18 protein-coding genes are annotated in these 18,011 nt (G+C 73.4%); 10 read left to right on the top strand and 8 right to left on the bottom strand.

Annotated elements, in window-relative coordinates; translation table 11 throughout:
• Positions 1 to 3: 3 nt before the first annotated feature.
• Positions 4 to 381 carry a hypothetical protein gene (locus tag ABWI07_RS11475; protein ID WP_149260414.1) on the top strand — a complete coding sequence of 126 codons (378 nt, stop codon included), beginning with the start codon at positions 4 to 6 and terminating at the stop codon, positions 379 to 381.
• Between the two features lie 474 nt (positions 382 to 855).
• The gene (locus ABWI07_RS11470) at positions 856 to 1,251 is read left to right on the top strand and encodes an ATP-binding protein (protein WP_235036923.1); all 396 of its coding nucleotides are present in this window, start codon (positions 856 to 858) and stop codon (positions 1,249 to 1,251) included.
• 56 nt (positions 1,252 to 1,307) lie between these two features.
• Here ABWI07_RS11470 and ABWI07_RS11465 read toward each other — a convergent pair whose 3' ends face one another.
• From ABWI07_RS11465 to ABWI07_RS11455, 3 genes are all read right to left on the bottom strand, one after another.
• Positions 1,308 to 1,964 (bottom strand): choice-of-anchor P family protein, encoded by a 657-nt coding sequence (locus ABWI07_RS11465; RefSeq protein ID WP_149260412.1) that lies wholly within the window; start codon positions 1,962 to 1,964, stop codon positions 1,308 to 1,310.
• A gap of 45 nt (positions 1,965 to 2,009) precedes the next feature.
• Positions 2,010 to 2,843, bottom strand: coding sequence for a L,D-transpeptidase (locus ABWI07_RS11460; RefSeq protein WP_149260411.1), 834 nt, complete (start codon positions 2,841 to 2,843; stop codon positions 2,010 to 2,012).
• 151 nt (positions 2,844 to 2,994) lie between these two features.
• Positions 2,995 to 3,468, bottom strand: coding sequence for a MarR family winged helix-turn-helix transcriptional regulator (locus tag ABWI07_RS11455; RefSeq protein ID WP_149260410.1), 474 nt, complete (start codon positions 3,466 to 3,468; stop codon positions 2,995 to 2,997).
• 95 nt (positions 3,469 to 3,563) lie between these two features.
• On the opposite strand from ABWI07_RS11455, the gene ABWI07_RS11450 reads away from it, so the two are divergent.
• Positions 3,564 to 4,739 (top strand): PP2C family protein-serine/threonine phosphatase, encoded by a 1,176-nt coding sequence (locus ABWI07_RS11450; protein ID WP_353818486.1) that lies wholly within the window; start codon positions 3,564 to 3,566, stop codon positions 4,737 to 4,739.
• Positions 4,740 to 4,811: 72 nt separating this feature from the next.
• On the opposite strand, the gene ABWI07_RS11445 is transcribed toward ABWI07_RS11450, so the two are convergent.
• Positions 4,812 to 6,455 carry a sensor histidine kinase gene (locus tag ABWI07_RS11445; protein WP_353818485.1) on the bottom strand — a complete coding sequence of 548 codons (1,644 nt, stop codon included), beginning with the start codon at positions 6,453 to 6,455 and terminating at the stop codon, positions 4,812 to 4,814.
• Positions 6,452 to 7,654: a PP2C family protein-serine/threonine phosphatase gene (locus tag ABWI07_RS11440; RefSeq protein WP_235036921.1), complete on the bottom strand. Its 1,203-nt coding sequence runs from the start codon at positions 7,652 to 7,654 to the stop codon at positions 6,452 to 6,454. Before ABWI07_RS11440 ends, ABWI07_RS11445 begins: the two co-directional genes overlap by 4 nt.
• 210 nt (positions 7,655 to 7,864) lie before the next feature.
• Between ABWI07_RS11440 and ABWI07_RS11435 the strand changes: the two genes are divergently transcribed.
• Positions 7,865 to 8,497 carry an RNA polymerase sigma factor gene (locus ABWI07_RS11435; protein ID WP_235036920.1) on the top strand — a complete coding sequence of 211 codons (633 nt, stop codon included), beginning with the start codon at positions 7,865 to 7,867 and terminating at the stop codon, positions 8,495 to 8,497.
• Positions 8,494 to 9,651 carry a CU044_5270 family protein gene (locus ABWI07_RS11430; RefSeq protein ID WP_353818484.1) on the top strand — a complete coding sequence of 386 codons (1,158 nt, stop codon included), beginning with the start codon at positions 8,494 to 8,496 and terminating at the stop codon, positions 9,649 to 9,651. The genes ABWI07_RS11435 and ABWI07_RS11430 overlap by 4 nt, the downstream gene beginning before the upstream one ends.
• A gap of 69 nt (positions 9,652 to 9,720) precedes the next feature.
• On the opposite strand, the gene ABWI07_RS11425 is transcribed toward ABWI07_RS11430, so the two are convergent.
• Both ABWI07_RS11425 and ABWI07_RS11420 read right to left on the bottom strand, forming a co-directional pair.
• On the bottom strand, positions 9,721 to 9,957 hold the full coding sequence (locus tag ABWI07_RS11425) for a hypothetical protein (RefSeq protein WP_149260407.1): 237 nt from the start codon (positions 9,955 to 9,957) through the stop codon (positions 9,721 to 9,723).
• Between the two features lie 145 nt (positions 9,958 to 10,102).
• A complete protein-coding gene (locus ABWI07_RS11420) occupies positions 10,103 to 11,587 on the bottom strand; it encodes a pentapeptide repeat-containing protein (protein WP_149260406.1) in 1,485 nt (494 codons plus the stop codon).
• Positions 11,588 to 11,786: 199 nt separating this feature from the next.
• On the opposite strand from ABWI07_RS11420, the gene ABWI07_RS11415 reads away from it, so the two are divergent.
• The 5 genes from ABWI07_RS11415 (at position 11,787) to ABWI07_RS11395 (ending at position 16,487) form a co-directional block, all read left to right on the top strand.
• Complete coding sequence (locus ABWI07_RS11415; protein WP_149260405.1) at positions 11,787 to 13,871, top strand: RNA degradosome polyphosphate kinase; 2,085 nt, start codon at positions 11,787 to 11,789, stop codon at positions 13,869 to 13,871.
• Complete coding sequence (locus ABWI07_RS11410) at positions 13,864 to 14,736, top strand: NUDIX hydrolase (protein WP_353818483.1); 873 nt, start codon at positions 13,864 to 13,866, stop codon at positions 14,734 to 14,736. Before ABWI07_RS11415 ends, ABWI07_RS11410 begins: the two co-directional genes overlap by 8 nt.
• A 63-nt stretch (positions 14,737 to 14,799) precedes the next feature.
• On the top strand, positions 14,800 to 15,252 hold the full coding sequence (locus ABWI07_RS11405) for an ArsR/SmtB family transcription factor (RefSeq protein WP_353818482.1): 453 nt from the start codon (positions 14,800 to 14,802) through the stop codon (positions 15,250 to 15,252).
• Entirely contained in the window at positions 15,249 to 15,686 is a 438-nt protein-coding gene (locus ABWI07_RS11400) for an SRPBCC family protein (RefSeq protein WP_160160961.1), read from the top strand. The genes ABWI07_RS11405 and ABWI07_RS11400 overlap by 4 nt, the downstream gene beginning before the upstream one ends.
• 3 nt (positions 15,687 to 15,689) lie before the next feature.
• The gene (locus ABWI07_RS11395) at positions 15,690 to 16,487 is read left to right on the top strand and encodes an SDR family NAD(P)-dependent oxidoreductase (RefSeq protein WP_149260401.1); all 798 of its coding nucleotides are present in this window, start codon (positions 15,690 to 15,692) and stop codon (positions 16,485 to 16,487) included.
• 12 nt (positions 16,488 to 16,499) lie between these two features.
• Here ABWI07_RS11395 and ABWI07_RS11390 read toward each other — a convergent pair whose 3' ends face one another.
• On the bottom strand, positions 16,500 to 17,990 hold the full coding sequence (locus tag ABWI07_RS11390) for a CYTH and CHAD domain-containing protein (protein WP_353818481.1): 1,491 nt from the start codon (positions 17,988 to 17,990) through the stop codon (positions 16,500 to 16,502).
• Between the last annotated feature and the right edge of the window lie 21 nt (positions 17,991 to 18,011).

Raw genomic sequence — 18,011 nt, 5'->3', positions numbered from 1 at the left:
ACCATGGTCACTCCAGATGGGATCGAGCGAGACATCACGCTGACGAGCGCGGCGGCCCGGTACGACGAACTGTGGGTCCAGGACGCCGTCGGCGAACCGCCGCTCCGGCGCGAGGAGGTCCTCGAACTCCTCGCGCTGGGGGAGGTGATCGCGCGGAAGGCGGTCTACGGACGGCAGCTGGCCGTCCGCTCGGCCCGCCGCGCGGGCGCCTCCTGGGCGCAGATCGGCGCCGCCATGGGCGTCAGCAAGCAGGCCGCCTGGGAGGCCCACGGCAAGTGGATCGACGACCAGGCCGAACAGAACCGCCGCAGCGACTACCAGGGCCTGGACGAGGACCAGGTCGCCGCCGCCCGCCACCTCGCAGGCGACGTGAACCAATAAGCCCCCAAAGGGAAGCACCCCACTCAACGGCGTGACACCCAAACCAGAGCGACCGCCCCAACCCGAACGCCCGCCACAAAACCGCCGGCCCGCGCGCTCGCGATCAGATCCGACCGAGGCAGAATCTGCTCGCGAGCGAAGCCTTGGCAAAACGAGCAAGCCCGGCTGCTCCCAAGCCATGCCTGACGAGCAGACCGAACCACCGGACGCACCGACCTTGGCCCCCGCCGTAACCCCGCGACGACCTCAATGGTTGCGATCGCGTCCGAAGGCAGTTTCGAGCTTGCGAGAAACTGATCGCGCAGCGAGCCGCAAGGCGAGCCGGAGCGATGCCAGCGATCGCCCGCGGTTCTCGACGATGGAGGGCCGCTAGGCCCGAAGGAGGAGAGGGCCGCCAGAGTTTCTGATCGTTACAGGTGGGAAATCTGTGTGCTAGAGGGAACGGAGGCGATTGGCATGGAGGTCGTTCTTGAAATGACCCTGCCTAGGAACGCGGAGAGCGCTCCGCTGGTGCGGCACACGCTCGACGCCTCCCTCCGCGGGCTCGGAGTGGGTTCCGAGATCCGTGCCGATATAGCGCTCGCGCTGGGTGAGGCGTGTGCGAACGTCATCCAGCATGCCGCGGCCGGAATGGAGTACGAGGTCCGGGCGCGGATGGACGGGGCGCGGTGCGTCGTGGACGTCATCGACGGGGGCACGGTGGACGGGGCGGACGGGGCCGCGGGGTGGGAGCGCGTTGAGGTGCCGTCGCTGGCCGAGCACGGGCGGGGGCTGCTGCTGATGCGCGCGTTCACGGAGGACGTGCAGATCGCGGGGCGCGCTCACCGGAACGGTTCGATCGTGCATTTCGAGAAGTCGTTGGCGAACTGAGGGACATGCGACGGCCCGGCGGGCATCCGCCCGCCGGGCCGTGGATTGCGGGACGGTCAGCCGGTGACCGGCAGGTCGTGCTTGACCGGGGTCGGCGCGGGCGCCTCGGACGGGCCGTGCGCCGGGCCGGCGGCCTTGCCGCAGGTGGCGGACGCGACCCGGACGGCGCCCTTCTTGCCGGGCAGGGCCAGCTCCATGCCGGTGACGGCGAGGCGGCCGTCGGGCATGCGCTGCTGCTTGTTGAGGGTCAGGGCCGTCCGGCCGAGGCCCTGCACGTCGACGGGGATGGTGGTGTTGGGCGGCGGGCTGGCGTCCAGCCGCCGGCCGGCGAGCGTGGCGCGGGCGAGGTGCGCGGCGCCGCTTCCGGCGGTGCACTTGGCGCTGACGGCGTCCGCCATCAGCTTCGCGGACGGGACGGCCAGGCGCGCTACGGACGAGCTGGCGCGGTCGGGCGCGGCCTTGACGTCCAGCGCGGACGCCTTGACCAGGTCGGTGTGGGCCTCGCGGAGCAGGCTCTTGCTGACCGGGCCCGTGCTGGACGAGACGGCGGGTATGGGCGGGATGGCGATCGGGCCGGTGGCCGTCAGCCCGTACGCGGAGCCTTCGCCCCCGGGCGCGGCGGCGAAGGCCGTCGCCGAGGCCGGGGCCGCGACGAGTCCGGTGGCCAGGAGCCCGGCCGTGGCGAGGCGCTTCGTGGCATGGATGTGACGCATGGACTTACTCCGATTCTCGCGAGAGTTGAGGACGGTGCCGGCCGGTCAGGCCGTGATGAACACCAGGGAACCGAGCGGGACCCGGGAGAGCGCCTTGAGCGCGTCCGCGGGCACCCGCACGCAGCCGTGCGAGACGGCCTTGCCGAACACCGAGGCGTCGGGCCAGCCGTGCAGGGCGACGGTGCCGGGGCCACCGCCGAAGGTGTCGAGTGTCGCCGAGTGGGTACCGAGAGGCAGGACGATCGGGCTCGGCGTCTTCTTCGCCGGGGCGAGCGTCGCCATGATGAACGTCCGGCCGGCGGGCGTCGGCGTCCTGTCGCCGCCGACCGCGACCGGCCAGCGGCCCACGCGGCGTGCGGACTTCTCCAGGACGAGCCGCTTGCGGGTGAGGTCGATGCGGACGGTGTAGGGCGTGCGCGCGGTCGTCAGCGCGGTGCCGGGAATCCAGCCGGTCGCCCCGTTCGGGCGGCTCGGCAGGAGCACCCTCCGCCAGTCGCCCGACGTCTCCACCACGGGCACCCACGTGGGGCCGCCCAGTTCGGTGGTGGGAAGGGTGGCGAAGCGGTGTCCGGCCGGACGGTCGAACACCGGCGCCGGGCTCGTCGGGTGGACGACGAGGCCGTCGGTGGCCCCGTCGGGCATGGTGTCGGCGGGTGCGCCGGAGAGGGTCTTGAAGGTCGTCGCGTCGGGGACCTTGGCGGATGCGGCGGTGCCTCCGCCCTTGGTTCCGGTCGTGTCGCCGCTCTTGGTCCCGGCGGACGCCGCGCTGTGCCCGGTGGAGGAAGCGCCGCATCCGCCGGCCGAAAGGAGCAGAGCGGCGGTGAGCCCGCCCGCGGTGACGGCGCGCAAGGAATGCCGAGGGGCACGTGTTCTCGCCATGAGCCGGGATGTTAGTAGTGGTGGTGACGGCCGTACGGGGAATGGCGAAAACGTTCCAGAGGCCGCCATTGTAAATGTAGATAACGTTCTATTTGGAAGGCGTTTTGCGGAGGGTCACGGCTTTTCACGAAAAACGGATTTCATGGACGGGTCAGGCGAGCATGGAGAGGGAGCCGCCGTCGTCGTCCGGCCGGGTGGCGGCCTCGCGGAACTCGGCGAGGCCCCACAGCAGCGCGGCCTGCGCGGGCGCGGGCATCTCGGCCAGCACGCGGGTGAGGTCCTCGCGCCGCCGGAGCCGGAGCCGGTCGAGGAGCGCCTGCCCGTCGGAGCTCAGCCGTACGCTGACCTGGCGCCGGTCGCGGCCCGGGTCGCGGGACAGCAGCCCGGCGGCCTCCAGCCGGTCGCACAGCCGGCTCGCCGACGACACCAGCGCGCCGAGCTCGCCCGCGAGCCTGCTGATGTTGACCGGGCCCCGCTCCAGGACGAACAGCGCACGCAGTTGCGTGGACGGAATAGGGACATCCGGGGCATTGTGGGCGCGCGACCACACGTCCACGAGGGTGGACGCCGCATCGTCGAGCGCGGCCGCGGTCTCCGCGGCGCCCTCACCCGACGTGGCCACCATGCCCTCCACTGTTACATATGACGTCGCCCACGGCATCCCGGGACCTGCGGGTCCGCCGGCCGCCGGGGCCGTGCGGCGACGAGGCGAGGATCGAGATGCACGGTGCACCCGTTGAGGACCAGCCGTTCGAGGCGGCCAGGAAGGCGATCTGGGCGGCCCCTCCGAACGAGGTGATCTCCGTCGCGGCCGAGTCGCTCGACCGGCACGCCGGCGTCGTCGACGCCGAGGTCCTGGTGATCGACTACCGCCAGACGTTCCTCGTCAGGACGCTGTCCACCGGCGACGACGTCCCGGTCGACAACACGCCCCCGGGGCGGGCGTTCGCGTCGCAGCGGACCGTCCGAGAGGACGGCGGCGGGCTCGCCCACCTGCCGCTGACCGTGAAGGGGGAGCGGATCGGGGTCCTGTCTGTGCGGCTCCCGGACGGCGGGCCGCCCTGGCTGGACGACTTCGCCGGCGTGCTCGCCCGCGCTCTCAAGATCGCCGACCAGGCCACCGACATGTACCGGCGCATGCGGCGGCGGACGCGGCTGACGCTGGCCGCCGAGATGCAGTGGGACCTGCTGCCCGCGCCCGCCTACCAGTCGTCCGAGCTCTGCTTCGCGGGGCAGCTGGAGCCCGCGTACGCGGTGTGGGGCGACTCGTTCGACTGGGCCACGTCCGTCGGGCGGTTCACGCTGACCGTCAGCAACGGGATGGGGTCGGGCACGGAGTCCGCGGAGCTCACCCATCTCGCGATCAGCGCGCTGCGCAACGCCCGCCGCTCCGGCGGCGACATCGTCGAGCAGGCCGAGCTCGCCGACGAGGCGGTGTTCGGCCGGCACCGGGGCGAGCGGCTCGTGGACGCGCTGCTGCTGGAGTTCGCGCTCGCCGACGGGCGGGTCCGGGCCATTGACGCCGGTTCGCCGATGATCCACCGGATGCGGGACGGCGCCGCGGAGCGGCTCGGGTTCGAGGCGCAGATGCCGCTCGGGATGTTCGGCGACACCCGCTACGTGCCCCAGGAGTTCGCCGTCGAGCCGGGCGACCGGCTGGTCATCGTCAGCGACGGCGTGCACGGCGCCCGCTCGCCCGCCGGGGCGCTCTATGCCGAGGCCGGGCTGCTCCAGGCGATGCGCGCCACCCGGTTGCAGGAGCCGCCGGAGGCCGTCCGCACCATGATCCGGCACTATGTCGGTTTCCACGAGGGCGGCGCGCCCGCGGACGACGCCGTGATCGTGTGCGTCGACTGGACCGGGCCGACGCCGGAGGTCGCGGCCCGGAAGGTCTGACGGCCCCGGCCCGGCGGACGGCGGAGGCGCTCGACCTGTCAGGCGGCGTGCGGGGCGCGGCCCCGCGCGCCCTCACTCATCCGGATCCGCGTCGCCGGTCGAGGGCTGGGCGGGCAGCGTCCAGCGGAACGTCGTCCCGGGGGTGTCGCCGCGCTCGTCGGTGTTGAGCCAGATCCGCCCGCCGTGGTACTCGACGATCTTCTTGCACAGCGCCAGGCCGATGCCCGTGCCGGAGTACTCCTCGCGCGCGTGCAGCCGCTGGAAGATGAGGAAGATCCGGTCCGCGTACTGGGGCTCGATGCCGATGCCGTTGTCGGTGCAGCCGAACTCCCACTCGTCCCCGGCGCGGCGGACGTCGATGGCGACGCGGGGCGGGACGCCCTCCCGGCGGAACTTGATCGCGTTGCCGACGAGGTTCTGGAACAGCTGGACCAGCTGGGTGCGGTCGCCGGGGACGTCGGGCAGCTCCGGCACGTCCACCTCGGCGCCGGTCTCCTCGCGCAGCGTGGAGAGGTTGTCGAGCGCCTGCCGGACGACGTCGTCGAGGTCGACGGAGTCCTCGGGGCGCGCCATCCGCCCGACGCGGGAGAAGCTGAGCAGGTCGTTGATCAGGGCCTGCATGCGCTTGGCGCCGTCCACCGCGAACTCGATGTACTGCTTCCCGCGCTCGTCGAGCTGGTCGCCGTAGCGGCGCTCGATCAGCTGGCAGAAGCTGGCGACCTTGCGGAGCGGCTCCTGGAGGTCGTGGCTGGCGACGTAGGCGAACTGCTCCAGCTCGGCGTTGGATCGGCGCAGCTCCTCCGTCTGCTCGTCGAGCAGGCGGGTCTTGTCCTCGCTGCTGCGCCACTCGTCGATGATCCGGGCGCGCATCGCGTCGATGATCGCCGCCAGCTCGTTGATCTCCGCCGGGCCGGGGACGTCGAGGCGGTGCCCGAAGTCGCCCTGGGAGACGGCGCGGACGCGTCCGGTGAGCGTCGACACCGGCGTCAGCACGGTCCGGCGGAACACCGCGGCGAGCAGCACCGCCGCCACCACGACCATGGCGAGCGCGGCGAACGTGGACCACTGGGCGGTCCGCGCGCGGGAGTTCAGGTCCGCGGCGGCCCGGTCGTGCATCCGGGTGAGGCCGGTCTGCAGCGGCGTCATGTCGCCGCGCGCCTGCACCAGCAGGCGGCTCGCCAGCCGGCTCTCGGCGCGGTCGACGCCCTGCCCGCCGGGCCGGTCGGCGATCCGGTCGGCGAACCCGGCCCGCCAGGCGCGCGAGTCGGCGGTGGCCTTGTCGAGGAGCCGGTCGACATCCTCGTGGCCGGACACCCCGGCGATGAGGCGGCGCATGCGCGCGGCGGACGCCGCCTCCTGGCGCACGGCCGCCCGGTACTGCTCGACGTGCTCGCGCCCGCCCTCCTCGGCGTACGCGCGGATGGCCATGTCCTGGCTCGTGACGGCCGTCGACAGCCGGAACTGCTCCAGCGTCGCGGGGTCGACGCGCTCGATCAGGACGTCGCGGGCCCGCTCGTTCCCGTACAGCGCGGCCCCCGCCTGCACGAACACGGCCAACAGGAGGGCGCCGAGAACGACGGAGCCGATCCAGTAGATCTGGACGAGCCGGACCCGGCCCATGCCGCGCGCCTCGGAGACCTCCGCGCCGGGCAGGACGGCGCCCGGTCCGGAGGGCCGCGGCTCCTCGCCGCTCTCGGCGGACGTCGTGGCGGTCACCGGTCGTCCCCGCGGCTCAGCAGCAGCAGGGCGAGGTCGTCGGCCAGGACGTCCCCGTTCAACCGTTCGGCCTCGGCTATGAGTCCGTCGACGAGCACGTCGCCGCGCCTCCCTTCCTCGTGCGCCGCCTTGGCGAGCTGCAGCAGGCCGCTCAGGTCGAGGTGCCCGCCGTCGTCGCCCGCGTGCCCCTCGATGAGCCCGTCGGTGTAGAGCAGCAGGCCCCACTCGTCGCCGAGCTCCAGGTCGACGGCGGGCCACCGGGCACCGGGCAGCAGCCCGAGCGCCGGCCCCCGGGGCTCGTCGGGGATGGCCTCCACGCCGCCCGGGGAGAAGAACACCGGGCACGGATGCCCGGCCCGGTACACCCGGGCGGCACGCCGGTCGGGCGCGATCGTCAGCATGCAGACGGTCGTGAAGATCTCGTCGCTCCACCGCTCGTGCTGGAGCACGGCGTCGAGCGTGTCGAGGAGCCGCGAGCCGGTGTGCCCGGCGAGGACGAGCGTGCGCCAGGCCATGCGGAGCCGGACGCCGAGGGACGCCTCGTCTGCGCCGTGCCCGCTCACGTCGCCGATCACGGCGTGCACGGCGCCGTCGGCGGTCTCCACGGTGTCGTGGAAGTCGCCGCCGAGCAGGGCGCGGTCGCGTCCCGGCCGGTAGCGGGTGTGGTGCCGCAGCGTCGTGTCGTGCAGGATCGGCACGGGCAGCAGACCGCGCTCCAGCCGGGCGTTCTCGCGGCTGAGCGCCCGCGCCTCGACGAGCTGCCGCTCGGACTCGTCGGCGCGCTTGCGCTCGATCGCGTAGCTGATCGCCCGGGTGAGCAGCGCGCCGTCCACGTCCTGCTTGACGAGGTAGTCCTGGGCGCCGGCGGCGACGGCCGCCACGCCGACGTGCGCGTCGGCGAGCCCGGTCAGCACGAGCACGGCGGTGGCCGGTGCGTGCTCGCGCACCTGGTGGAGGGCGTCGAGGCCCCGCGCGTCCGGGAGGGACAGGTCGACGATGACGCACTGGATGTCGGGCCGCAGCGCGGCGAGGGCCTCGGCGAGCGTGGCCGCGACGGTGATCCGCAGGCCGGGCTGCGCCTCGGTCAGCAGCTCCTCGAACAGGAACGCGTCGCCGGGATCGTCCTCGACGAGAAGGAGGTGCGGGGAACCGGCGACACCGAGAAGCCGCTCCGCACCGCGACTGGGCATCGCGGCCATGTCTCAGCTCCTTCTGTCCGGCGTGGCCGGGTCGATGTCAGGTGGGAGGCCCTTGCCATCGAGCAAATGTTAGAGGCATCGGGCCCCGGGAGGGCACGCCGAGGTACGAAAGGGCCGCCGGATCGCGCGAATCTGCTCGCCGCCGGGTAACGATGCCGTCCCCCGCGCCACTACCCCGTGACATGACCTGAACGGACGGAGGAGCACGCGGTGGCAGACGAGGCCCCCGATGAACAGCGCTTCACCGCGATCTACGACGAGTGCCGCCAGCGCGTGTGGGCCTACGCCGCCGCCCGCGCCGGGGGACAGGTCGCGGACGAGGTGGTGAGCGAGACCTTCGCCGTGGCGTGGCGGCGCCTCGCCGACGTCCCCGAACCGCCGCTGCCGTGGCTGCTCGGCGTCGCGCGGAACGTGCTGCGCGACGGGCACCGCGCGCAGGTGCGGCGCGAGTCGTTCGCGGCCGAGCTCAGGCGGTGGGCGCCGCGCCAGAAGGGCGACGTCGCCGAGGACGTGGCCGAGCGGCTCGCGGTGCTGCGCGCCATGGCGGCGCTGCCCGAGGGGGACCGGGAGATCCTGATCCTCATCGCCTGGCAGGGCCTGACGCCGCGCGAGGCCGCCGCGGTCGTCGGCTGCTCGCCGGCCGCGCTGCGGGTGCGCCTGCACCGCGCGCGCCGCCGCCTGGTCCGCGCGGCCGAGGGCGAGCAGTCGGATGCCCGGACGGCACGCCCCCGGCCGGAGCCGCCGCACCCCCGCGGCCGGGCTGAAGCAGAGCCCGGAAGGGGCGGCGCAGGGGGGAACGGACCGCGTCCGCACGTCGGGCTGATCAAGAAGGAGACGGCATGAGGGATGTGATGCGGGTGCTGCGGGATGCCAGGCCTGAGGAGATGGACCCGAGTGCGCCGGTGGACGAGGGCGTGCGGCGGGCCGAGTTGGCACGGGCCATGGCGGCGCCGCGTTCGGAGGCCGGGGGCGCTGTGCGTGCGCGGCGGCGGGTGCGGCCGGTCTGGGGGCTCGGGCTGGCCGCGGCGGCCACCGCGGGGGCGATCGCCGCGGCGGCGGTCCTCGTCGCTCCCGGCGGGGACCGGATGGAGCCGGACAGGACAGGCGGAAGCGGCGGCGAACGGGTGCTCGACGCGAAGACCGTCCTGCTCGCGGCGGCCGAGAAGGCGGACGGGCAGACCGAGACGACGGGGGCCTTCTGGCACCAGGTGACGGTCTCGTCCGCCACGTACACGGTTGGGAAGAGCGACAACCGCTACGCCGTCACGGTCAGGAGCAAGGCGGAGACCTGGACGCCGGGCAGGCCCGGCGGAAAGGCGTGGGCCGCGCAGCAGGAACTGGGGGCCAGGCCCGCCACGAAGGCGGACGAGGATGCGTGGCGGCGTGCCGGGTCGCCCGGAACGTTCGAGATCGAGGTGCCCGTCGCGCCGGGGGCCAAGGGCCGCCTGAAGGGGTTCACGGCGAAGACCACGCCCGGTCCGCGCAGTTTCAGCGGCTCAGCGCTGGTCGACGGGGACAAGGTGTTCTGGCTCGGCCGCAACGTGAGCATGAAGGACCTGCGGGCGCTGCCGTCCGATCCGAAGAGGCTCAAGGCCACGCTGCTGCGCTGGTACACGGGCCATGACACCGAGTCGAACCGGTCGATGTCCTCGGACCGGTGGCTCTACACCGTGGCGCGCGGGCTGGTGATGGAGATGCCGGTGAAGCCGGGGGTGCGGGCGGCCGCGTTCCGGATGCTGGCCGGGCTGCCGGCGGTGCGGTCGCTCGGGAAGGTCACCGATCCGCAGGGCCGGAAGGGAAACGCCATCGCGCTGGACGAGAAGACGCCGCAGGGCGTGATCCGGAACGAAATGATCATTGATCTGGCGTCGGGTGCCGCGCTGGCCGGCATGAATGTGATGGTGGCACCGGCGGCGGGGGCACGCGTCCCGGCCGGGCGGACGATGGACTCCACCTCACTGGTCGGCGCCGAATGGACGGATTCCAAACCGCGCTGACGTCCTTGACGGAAGGGGCGGTGCCGGCGCGGCGCCGTCCCTTCTCCGGCGTTAGTGGTCGGGTTGTGATCAAGCGCTTCTGGGGGTGCGGCGCGCGGTTTTCTGCGCGGCCCTGCGCTGCGCGGCGGCGGCCTTGGCGCGGTTCAGGCTTTCGCGGACCTTGGCGGCGCCGCGCGCCGCGGTGACGGTGTCCTTGGCGCGCCCGGCGTAAACGGCGAGCACCTCGGCGACGGGCGGAGGCTGCCATTCCTCCTTCGCGACGATCGGCAGGACGGGGATGGGCGCGGTGGCGGAGTTTCCGGACACGGGGTCACCAGTCGCGGGGACGAGCGCGAGATGCGATTGGCAGTGCGGGCACTGCACCCCCGGATGGGTGTCTCTGCTCATAACACGAATCATTACGCGTGGGTCTGACAAAACAACCCCCGCCTTTAGCGGGCCCGCCGGGTGCTTATGTGTTGCGGGCGCTCATGTGCGCCGCGCGGACGCCGCCCATGCGGTTGTCGTGGCGCGGGCGGTCGTCGTGGCGGACCAGTGACGCGCCGCAGCACAGCAGCGCGATGATGACGGCGAGCCAGGCCACGGCGCGTCCCGCCCGCAGCCCGTATCCGCAGGTGATCCACAGAAGGTGCAGGCCGGCGCGGCGCCACGGGTCGCGCTCGCCGCGCCTGCGCAGTTCGAGCGCGCCGTAGCGGAAGTCGCGGGCGACGCGGTCGCGGTCCGAGTCGGCCGTGGCGCGGGCCAGCGCCTGGTACAGCGTGCGCAGCCGGTCGTCGCGGGCGGTGTCGTCGGCGAGGCCCTCGGCGAGGACGGCGCGGCCCCGGCGGCGCCACGGCCGCAGCGGGCGCCGGCGCGGCGCGGTCGCGAAGGCGCAGTCGCCGGTGATCCGCAGCGCGTCCGGCCGCCGCAGCCCGAGGAAGCCGCAGTCGCTTAGGTCGACGTCGGCGAGCAGCAGCCGGGTCGCGTCGGCCCGGCGCAGCGAGACGAGCCGGACGGGGGACGGGCCGGACGCGGCGGCCGGCTCGGCCAGCCCCTGGATCGGGTGGGCCAGCGACCGGACGGCGGCCGGGCCCTCGAACACCGCGTCCTCCAGGTCGAGTTCGGCGAGCCGGAGCCGGAAGTCGGCCTCGCCGTGGACGACCGCGCCGCGGGCGACGACCTGCCGCGCCGACGCGTGCACCCGCAGCCCGCCGTGGACGGTCGCGTCCGACAGCGCGATCCGGCCGCCCGCCGCCAGCGGCCCGAGCCAGGCGCCGCGCCGGAACCGCGCCCGCTCGAACCGGGCGTGCCGCGTCACCTGGACGCGCTTGAACGACACGTCGCCGCGGAAGCACGCCCCCTGCATCGCCGCGTCGCGCCCGAACCGCGCGCGGTCGAAGCAGGCCGCGCCCATGAACACGGCGCCGCGGAACGCCGCGTCGGCGTGCCAGCGCGTCTCGCCGAAGACGGCGTCGCCGGTGAACACGGCCTCCTCGAACGAGGCGTGCCGGTGGAACCGGGCCTCGTGGAAGGACGCGTTGCGGGCGAAGCGCGCCCCCCGGAACGAGGCGTTGCCGAAGAACCGCGCGTCGTAGAACGACACCCCGCCGAGGAAGCGCGCGCCGTCGAACGAGCTGTCGCCCTCGACGCAGAAGCCGCGCAGCGCCGCGTCCGCCGGCAGCACCGCCCCGTCGAACCGCGTCCGGCCGAGGTGGGGCCGTCCGTCGGGCCCGGTGACCGCGCCGAGGACCGCGTCCAGCAGCCGCATGGGGACGGTGACGCCGCGCAGGTCGAGGTCGGCGCCGGGGCGCAGCGACCCCGCGAACCGCTCGAAGTCGCGGGGGCTCAGGTGGGCGGGGCAGCCGCCCAGGCCGCCTGCGGCCCGCCCGGTGCAGCCGTCGACGGCGGTGCAGCGCGGCCAGAACACCGTGGGCGGCGAAGGGTCGTGAGTGGTCACGGTCTTCGTTCTACCCACGCGGGGCCGTGTGGTGAAGGTCTCCTGGCAGCCAGGTCGTTGCGACCTCTCCACAGAGCCCGAGGCGGGCGGCCGGGAGCGGAGTGATCTGGGGGAACCGCGGGAATGATCGACGTATCAGATACATCGGTGGAACCCGCGAGTTCGACTTTAGTTAACCTAAATCAGGGAAAATTTCAGTATGACCGTCAATCCAGGACACGTCCCCCCACAGGCCGAGGCGCTGCCCGAGGACCGCTTCCTCGATCGGGAGGAGAGCTGGCTGAGATTCAACCAGCGCGTCCTGGAGCTCGCCGAGGACCCGGACCTGCCGCTGCTCGAGCGCGTCCGCTTCCTGTCGATCTTCTCCAGCAACCTCGACGAGTTCTTCATGGTCCGCGTCGCCGGCCTCGCCCGCCGGATGGCGACCGGCCTGGCCGTCCAGTCCGCGAGCGGCCGCCAGCCCCGCGAGGTGCTGGCGCGCACCGGCGTGGTCGCGCACGAGCTGATGCAGCGGCACGCGTCCTGCTTCCGCAAGGAGATCCTGCCCGCGCTCGGGGAGGAGGGCATCGACATCCTGCGCTGGGACGAGCTGGCCGAGACCGAGCAGGAGCGGCTGCGGCGGCTGTTCCGCGACCGGATCTACCCCGTGCTCACCCCGCTCGTCGTCGACTCCGCGCACCCGTTCCCCTATATCTCGGGCCTGTCGCTGAACCTCGCGGTGATCGTCCGCGACCCGGAGACCGACGCCACGATGTTCGCCCGGGTGAAGGTGCCGCCGCTGCTGCCGCGCTTCATCGAGGCGTCCCCCGACCGGTTCACGCCGCTGGAGGACGTCATCGCCGCGCACCTCGGGCAGCTGTTCATCGGGATGGAGGTCGTCGAGCACCACGCGTTCCGCGTCACCCGCAACCAGGACCTGGAGATCGACGAGGACATCAGCGAGGGGCTGCTCCAGGCCCTCGAACGCGAGCTGCTGCGCCGCCGGTTCGGCCCCGTCGTCCGGCTGGAGGTCGAGGAGTCGATCTCCGAGGGCGTGCTGGACCTGCTCACCTCCGAGCTGGGGGTGGAGGAGGGCCAGATCTACCGCGTCGTCGGGCCGCTCGACCTCGGCGGCCTCGCCGCCATCGCCGACCTCGACCGGCCGGAGCTGAAGTACCCCCCTTTCGTCCCCTCGAAGGAGGCGCTGCCGGAGGACGCCAGCATCTTCAGCGCCATCCGTGAGCGGGACGTGCTCGTCCACCACCCCTACGACTCGTTCACCACGACCGTCCAGCGGCTGATCGAGGACGCCGCGACCGACCCGCACGTCCTGGCGATCAAGCAGACGCTGTACCGGACGAGCGGCGACTCCCCGATCGTGGACGCCCTGATGAGCGCCGCCGAGGCCGGCAAGCAGGTCGTGGTGGTCGTCGAGCTGAAGGCCCGGTTCGACGAGCGCGCCAACATCGCCTGGGCGCGCAAGCTGGAGACCGCCGGCTGCCACGTCGTCTACGGGTTCGTCGGGCTGAAGACGCACTGCAAGCTCGCGCTGATCGTCCGGCAGGAGTCCGAGGGCCAGCTGCGCCGCTACTGCCACATCGGCACCGGCAACTACCATCCGAAGACGGCGCGCCTCTACGAGGACTTCGGGCTGCTCACCGCCGACCCCGAGGTCGGCGAGGACGTCAGCGCCCTGTTCAACCACCTCACCGGCTACTCGCGGCAGAGCTCCTACCACCGGCTGCTCGTCGCGCCGAACAGCCTGCGCTCCGGGCTCGTCCAGCGGATCGAGCACGAGATCGACAACCACCGGGCCGGGCATCCGGCCCGCGTCCGGATCAAGTGCAACTCCGTCGTGGACGAGGTGGTCATCGACGCGCTCTACCGGGCGTCGCGGGCCGGGGTGCCGGTGGACGTCTGGGTCCGCGGCATCTGCGCGCTGCGTCCCGGCGTGCCCGGCCTGTCGGACATGATCCGGGTGCGCAGCGTCCTCGGCCGCTTCCTGGAGCACTCCCGCGTGTTCGCGTTCGAGAACGGCGGCGAGCCCGAGGTGTGGATCGGCAGCGCCGACCTGATGCACCGCAACCTGGACCGCCGCGTCGAGGCCCTGGTCACCGTCACCGACCGGGCCCAGCGCGACGACCTGCTCGCCCTGATGGACCGGGCCATGGACGAGGGCACTCACGCGTGGACGCTCGACGGCGAGGGGACCTGGACGCGCAGCCGGTCCCTCCCCGGCGAGACCCTGCTGGACATCCAGACCCACCTGGTGAAGAGCCGCCGGTGGAGGACGATCGATGCCTGACGTCGTCCGGGCCGCCGGAACGCTGCTGTGGCGCGACGGCCCCGAGTTCGCGCTGATCCACCGCCCCCGCCACGACGACTGGTCGTTCCCCAAGGGCAAGGTCGACCCGGGCGAGCACGTGCTGCGCGCCGCCGTCCGCGAGGTCGAGGAGGAGACGGGCGTCGTCCCCCGCCTCGGGCGGCGGCTGCCGACCGTCTCCTATCCGCTCGGTGAGCGGACCAAGCTGGTCGACTACTGGGCCGCCCGCCCGGCCGGCGGAAGCGCGTTCGCCCCCAACGAGGAGGTGGACGAGCTGGTCTGGCTGCCCGCGGAGGAGGCCGAGGCGCGGCTCAGCTACCGGCACGACGCCGACCTGCTCCGCGCGTTCCTCCAAGGGCCGCTCCACTCCGCGCCGCTGGTGATCCTGCGGCACGGGTGCGCGGGGGAGAAGAGCGCGTGGCGGGAGGCCGACGAACTGCGCCCGCTGGACGGCACCGGCCGCGCCGAGGCGGCCGAGCTCGCGGACCTGCTGCACTCCTACGGGCCCATGCGGATCGTCAGCTCGGCGACCGCGCGCTGCCTGGAGACCGTCCTGCCCTATGCGCGGCGGGTCCGCGCGCCCGTCGAGACTGATGCGGCGTTCACGGTCGGCGAGACGAACCCCGACCAGGCCGTGGAGCGGCTGCTCTCCATGGCGGGCACCCCGGTGGTCGTGAGCACGCACGGCGAGATCGTCTCCGAGCTCGTCACCGGGCTCTGCCGCAAGCTGGGGGAGAAGGTGCCGGACGACACGGACCTGCCCAAGGGCGGGTTCTGGACGGCGCACCTGGCCGACGGCTCGATGGCCGCCCTGGAACGCCACGGCCCGGAGGCGGCACGGCCGTAGCCGGTACGGCCCCGGCGGACCTGCTGTTGCGGTCTTCCCTGGCTGACCTCTATATTCATCCCTATGGGTGAATATCAGGGCGACCTGCTCGATTCCGTCTTCTCGGCGGTCTCCGACCCCACCCGCCGCGCCATCCTGGCCCGGCTCGCCGAGTCCGACGCCCGGGTGACCGACGTCGCCGGGGCCTTCCCGATCTCCCTCAACTCGACGTCCAAGCACATCCGGGTGCTGGAGGGCGCGGGGCTGGTGCGGCGGACCGTGCGAGGCCGCGAGCACATCCTGACCCTGGACGCGGCGCCGCTCGCCGAGGCGGCCGCCTGGATCGAGCACTACCGCCGCTTCTGGAGCGAGCGGCTCGCCGCGCTCGACGCCTTCGTGACCGGCTCCGCCGCCACCGACCGTGCCGACACCGACCGTGCCGACACCGACCGTGCCGACACCGACCGTGCCGACACCGACCGTGCCGACACCGACCGTGCCGACACCGACCGGGACGACGTGGAGGGGGCATCGTGACCGGTGAGTACTCGGTGACCGTCCGGCGGGAGATCGCCGCCTCTGCCGAGGAGCTCTTCGACGCCTGGCTGGACGCGCGGAGCCTCGGATCGTGGCTCAGGCCGTCCGGCATCAGGGAGACCCGGGCCGAGACGGATCCGCGCGAGGGCGGGACGTTCCGCATCGTCATGGTCGACGACGAGTCGTCCATCCTGCACTCCGGCACCTACCGCGAGATCGACCGGCCCCGGCGGCTGGTGTTCACCTGGTCCTCCCCCGCGACGCGGTTCCGGGACTCGGTGGTGACGGTGACCTTCCGGCCGTCCCCCGGCGCGACGGTCGTGGAGGTCCACCAGGTCGGGCTTCCGGACGAGGAAGCCCGGACCTCGCACCACGCCGGCTGGTCGGACTGCCTGCGCGGGCTCAGCCGAACCCACACCCGAAACGAGGACTGAACTGTGACGACTCTGGAGAAGAAAGTCGCCGTCGTCTACGGCGGCGGGGGCATCGTCGGAGGCGCGATCGCACGCACCTTCGCGCGTGAAGGCGCCCAGGTGCACGTCGTCGGACGCACCCGCGCGCCACTGGACCGCGTGGTGCAGAGCATCACCGGCGATGGCGGCCAGGCGGAGGCGGCCCTGGTCGACGCCGCGGACGAGGACGGCGTGCGCCGCCACCTGGACCAGGTGGTCGAACGGGCCGGACGCCTGGACATCCTGGTCAACGCCGTCGGCGTCCCCCACGTGCAGGGGCCGCCGCTCGCGGAGCTCGGCCTCGACCAGTTCATGGCTCCGATCGACGGATACCTGCGCGCGCTCTTCGTCACCGCGAAGGCGGCCGCTCCCCACCTGGCGGAGCACGGTTCGGGCGTCGTCCTCACGCTGTCCACCCCCGGCGCCCGGCTGACGGGACGGGGCTTCCTCGGCAACGGCGTCTCCTCGGCCGCCGTCGAGGCCTTCTCCCGCATCCTGGCGGGCGAGCTCGGCCCCGACGGGGTGCGCGTGGTCTGCCTCCGGCCGCACGCGATCCCCGCGTCGGTGGGCGCCTCCCATGTGACCGAGGCGTTCGCGGAGATGGCCGGCCGCGCGGGCGCGACCACGGACGAGTGGCTGGCGGGCGCCGCTCAGGGGACGCTCCTCGGGCGCCTGCCGACGCCCGAGGACGTGGCCGAGTACGCCGCGTTCGCGGCCTCCGACCGCGCCCGGACGCTGACCGGAGCGATCGCCAACCTCAGCGCCGGCCTCCTCGTGGACTGACGCGCCGGCGGCCTAGAACGAGGGGCCGAGGGTGCGGGACCAGGTGGTCGCCAGGAGGTCGCGCGCCTTCTCCGACTCCGCCCGCTCCTTGCCGTAGAGCACGCCGAGCGCGAAGGCGTCGGCCGTCGTCCGGGCGCGGGCGGCGGCCCGTTCGAGGTACTCCATCGCGATCACGGCGTCCTGGTGGGCGCCGAGGACCTCCTGGATGCGCTTGGCGTCCTTGACCACCCGCTTGGCCCCCGCCCCCAGGACCGGGACGGCCAGCTCGGCCGCGTACCGGGCGCGCTTGGCCGCCTTGCGCGTCTCGTGGCGCGCGAGGTCGGGGTCGCCGGAGGTCTTGATCGACGCGTAGGCCCCGGCCATCCGGTCCCAGGCGCGGGTGACGAGTGCGGGGAGCTCCTTGCGGGCCTTCTTGCCGGCCGCGGCCGCGAGGGGCGGGTCGGCGACCAGCCGGTCCAGGTCGTCGAGCAGCGTGAAGTACCGCGCCCCCTTAAGGGCCGAGTTCAGGTGCCGGTACGCGGCCCGCTCGTGCCGCTCCAGATCGTCCAGCAGGACGCGAGGCGCCCCCGCGAACCGCATCCGGAGCACCTCCAGGTCGCGCACCTCGCCCAGGGTCTGCGCCAGCCAGCGCAGCTCGGCGGCGAGCGGCGCGGTCCGCTCCGCGTCCAGGACGGTCCGGTAACCGCGCAGCGCGCTGCGGGTCCTGCGGGTCGCCACCCGCATCCGGTGGACGGCGTCGTCCTCGCCGAGCCGCGCCCCGGGGTCGAACCGCAGGATCGCCTCGACCTGCTCGGCCAGGTAGGCCAGCACGACCTCGCCGGTGGTGATCGCCGGCGCCTTCCCGTTGCTGGTGGCCTCCGTGATCCGCGACCGGGCCTCGGCCCGCTGCCGGGCGGCCTCGGAGGGCGCGACGGCGTCCCCCAGGAGCCGCGCCAGCTTGGACGCCGACTTGGCCTTCTTCGCGCCGGCCTTCCGCAGCCGCTTGCCCGCGGCCTTCAGCAGCTCCGGCGGGCCGGCGGCGAGCTCGACCTCGATCTCCCGCCACCGCTCGGGATCGGAGTCCTGCCCGCGCCCGGTCACCAGGTCGTCGGCGACCTCCGCGAGGGCCTCGCCGTCCGGGCCGAGCAGGCGCACCACCGTCCGCCGGGTCTCCAGGGTGGCGACGGGACGCAGTTCGGCCCCGCGCGTGTGCGCGGCGACCAGCCCGGACAGGCGCGCCGGGACGAGCAGGGGCCGCCCGAGCGGCGCCCTGAACTCCTGCTTCTCGTCCGGCCCGGCGGGCATCTTCAGGTGCCAGCCCGCGTCCGGCCCGCCCCGCCGCCGGCGCAGCGTGATCCGGTTGGCCGCGAGGCGCAGGTCCGGGGTGTCGAAGTAGGTGGCGTGCAGGTCCTGGACCTCGGGCTCGCCCACCGACGCCACGCCCGGGATTCCGTCCAGATCGGGCAGGACGAACCCGGCGGAGGCGTCGTACTTCTGCTCGATCTCCAGATGCCTGTCGGCCACGCGCTGCTCCTCCGGTTCGGG

The sequence above is a fragment of the Actinomadura sp. NPDC000600 genome (genome assembly GCF_040492135.1).
GTDB lineage: Bacteria > Actinomycetota > Actinomycetes > Streptosporangiales > Streptosporangiaceae > Spirillospora.
This window is presented reverse-complemented; position numbering and strand designations above follow the sequence as displayed.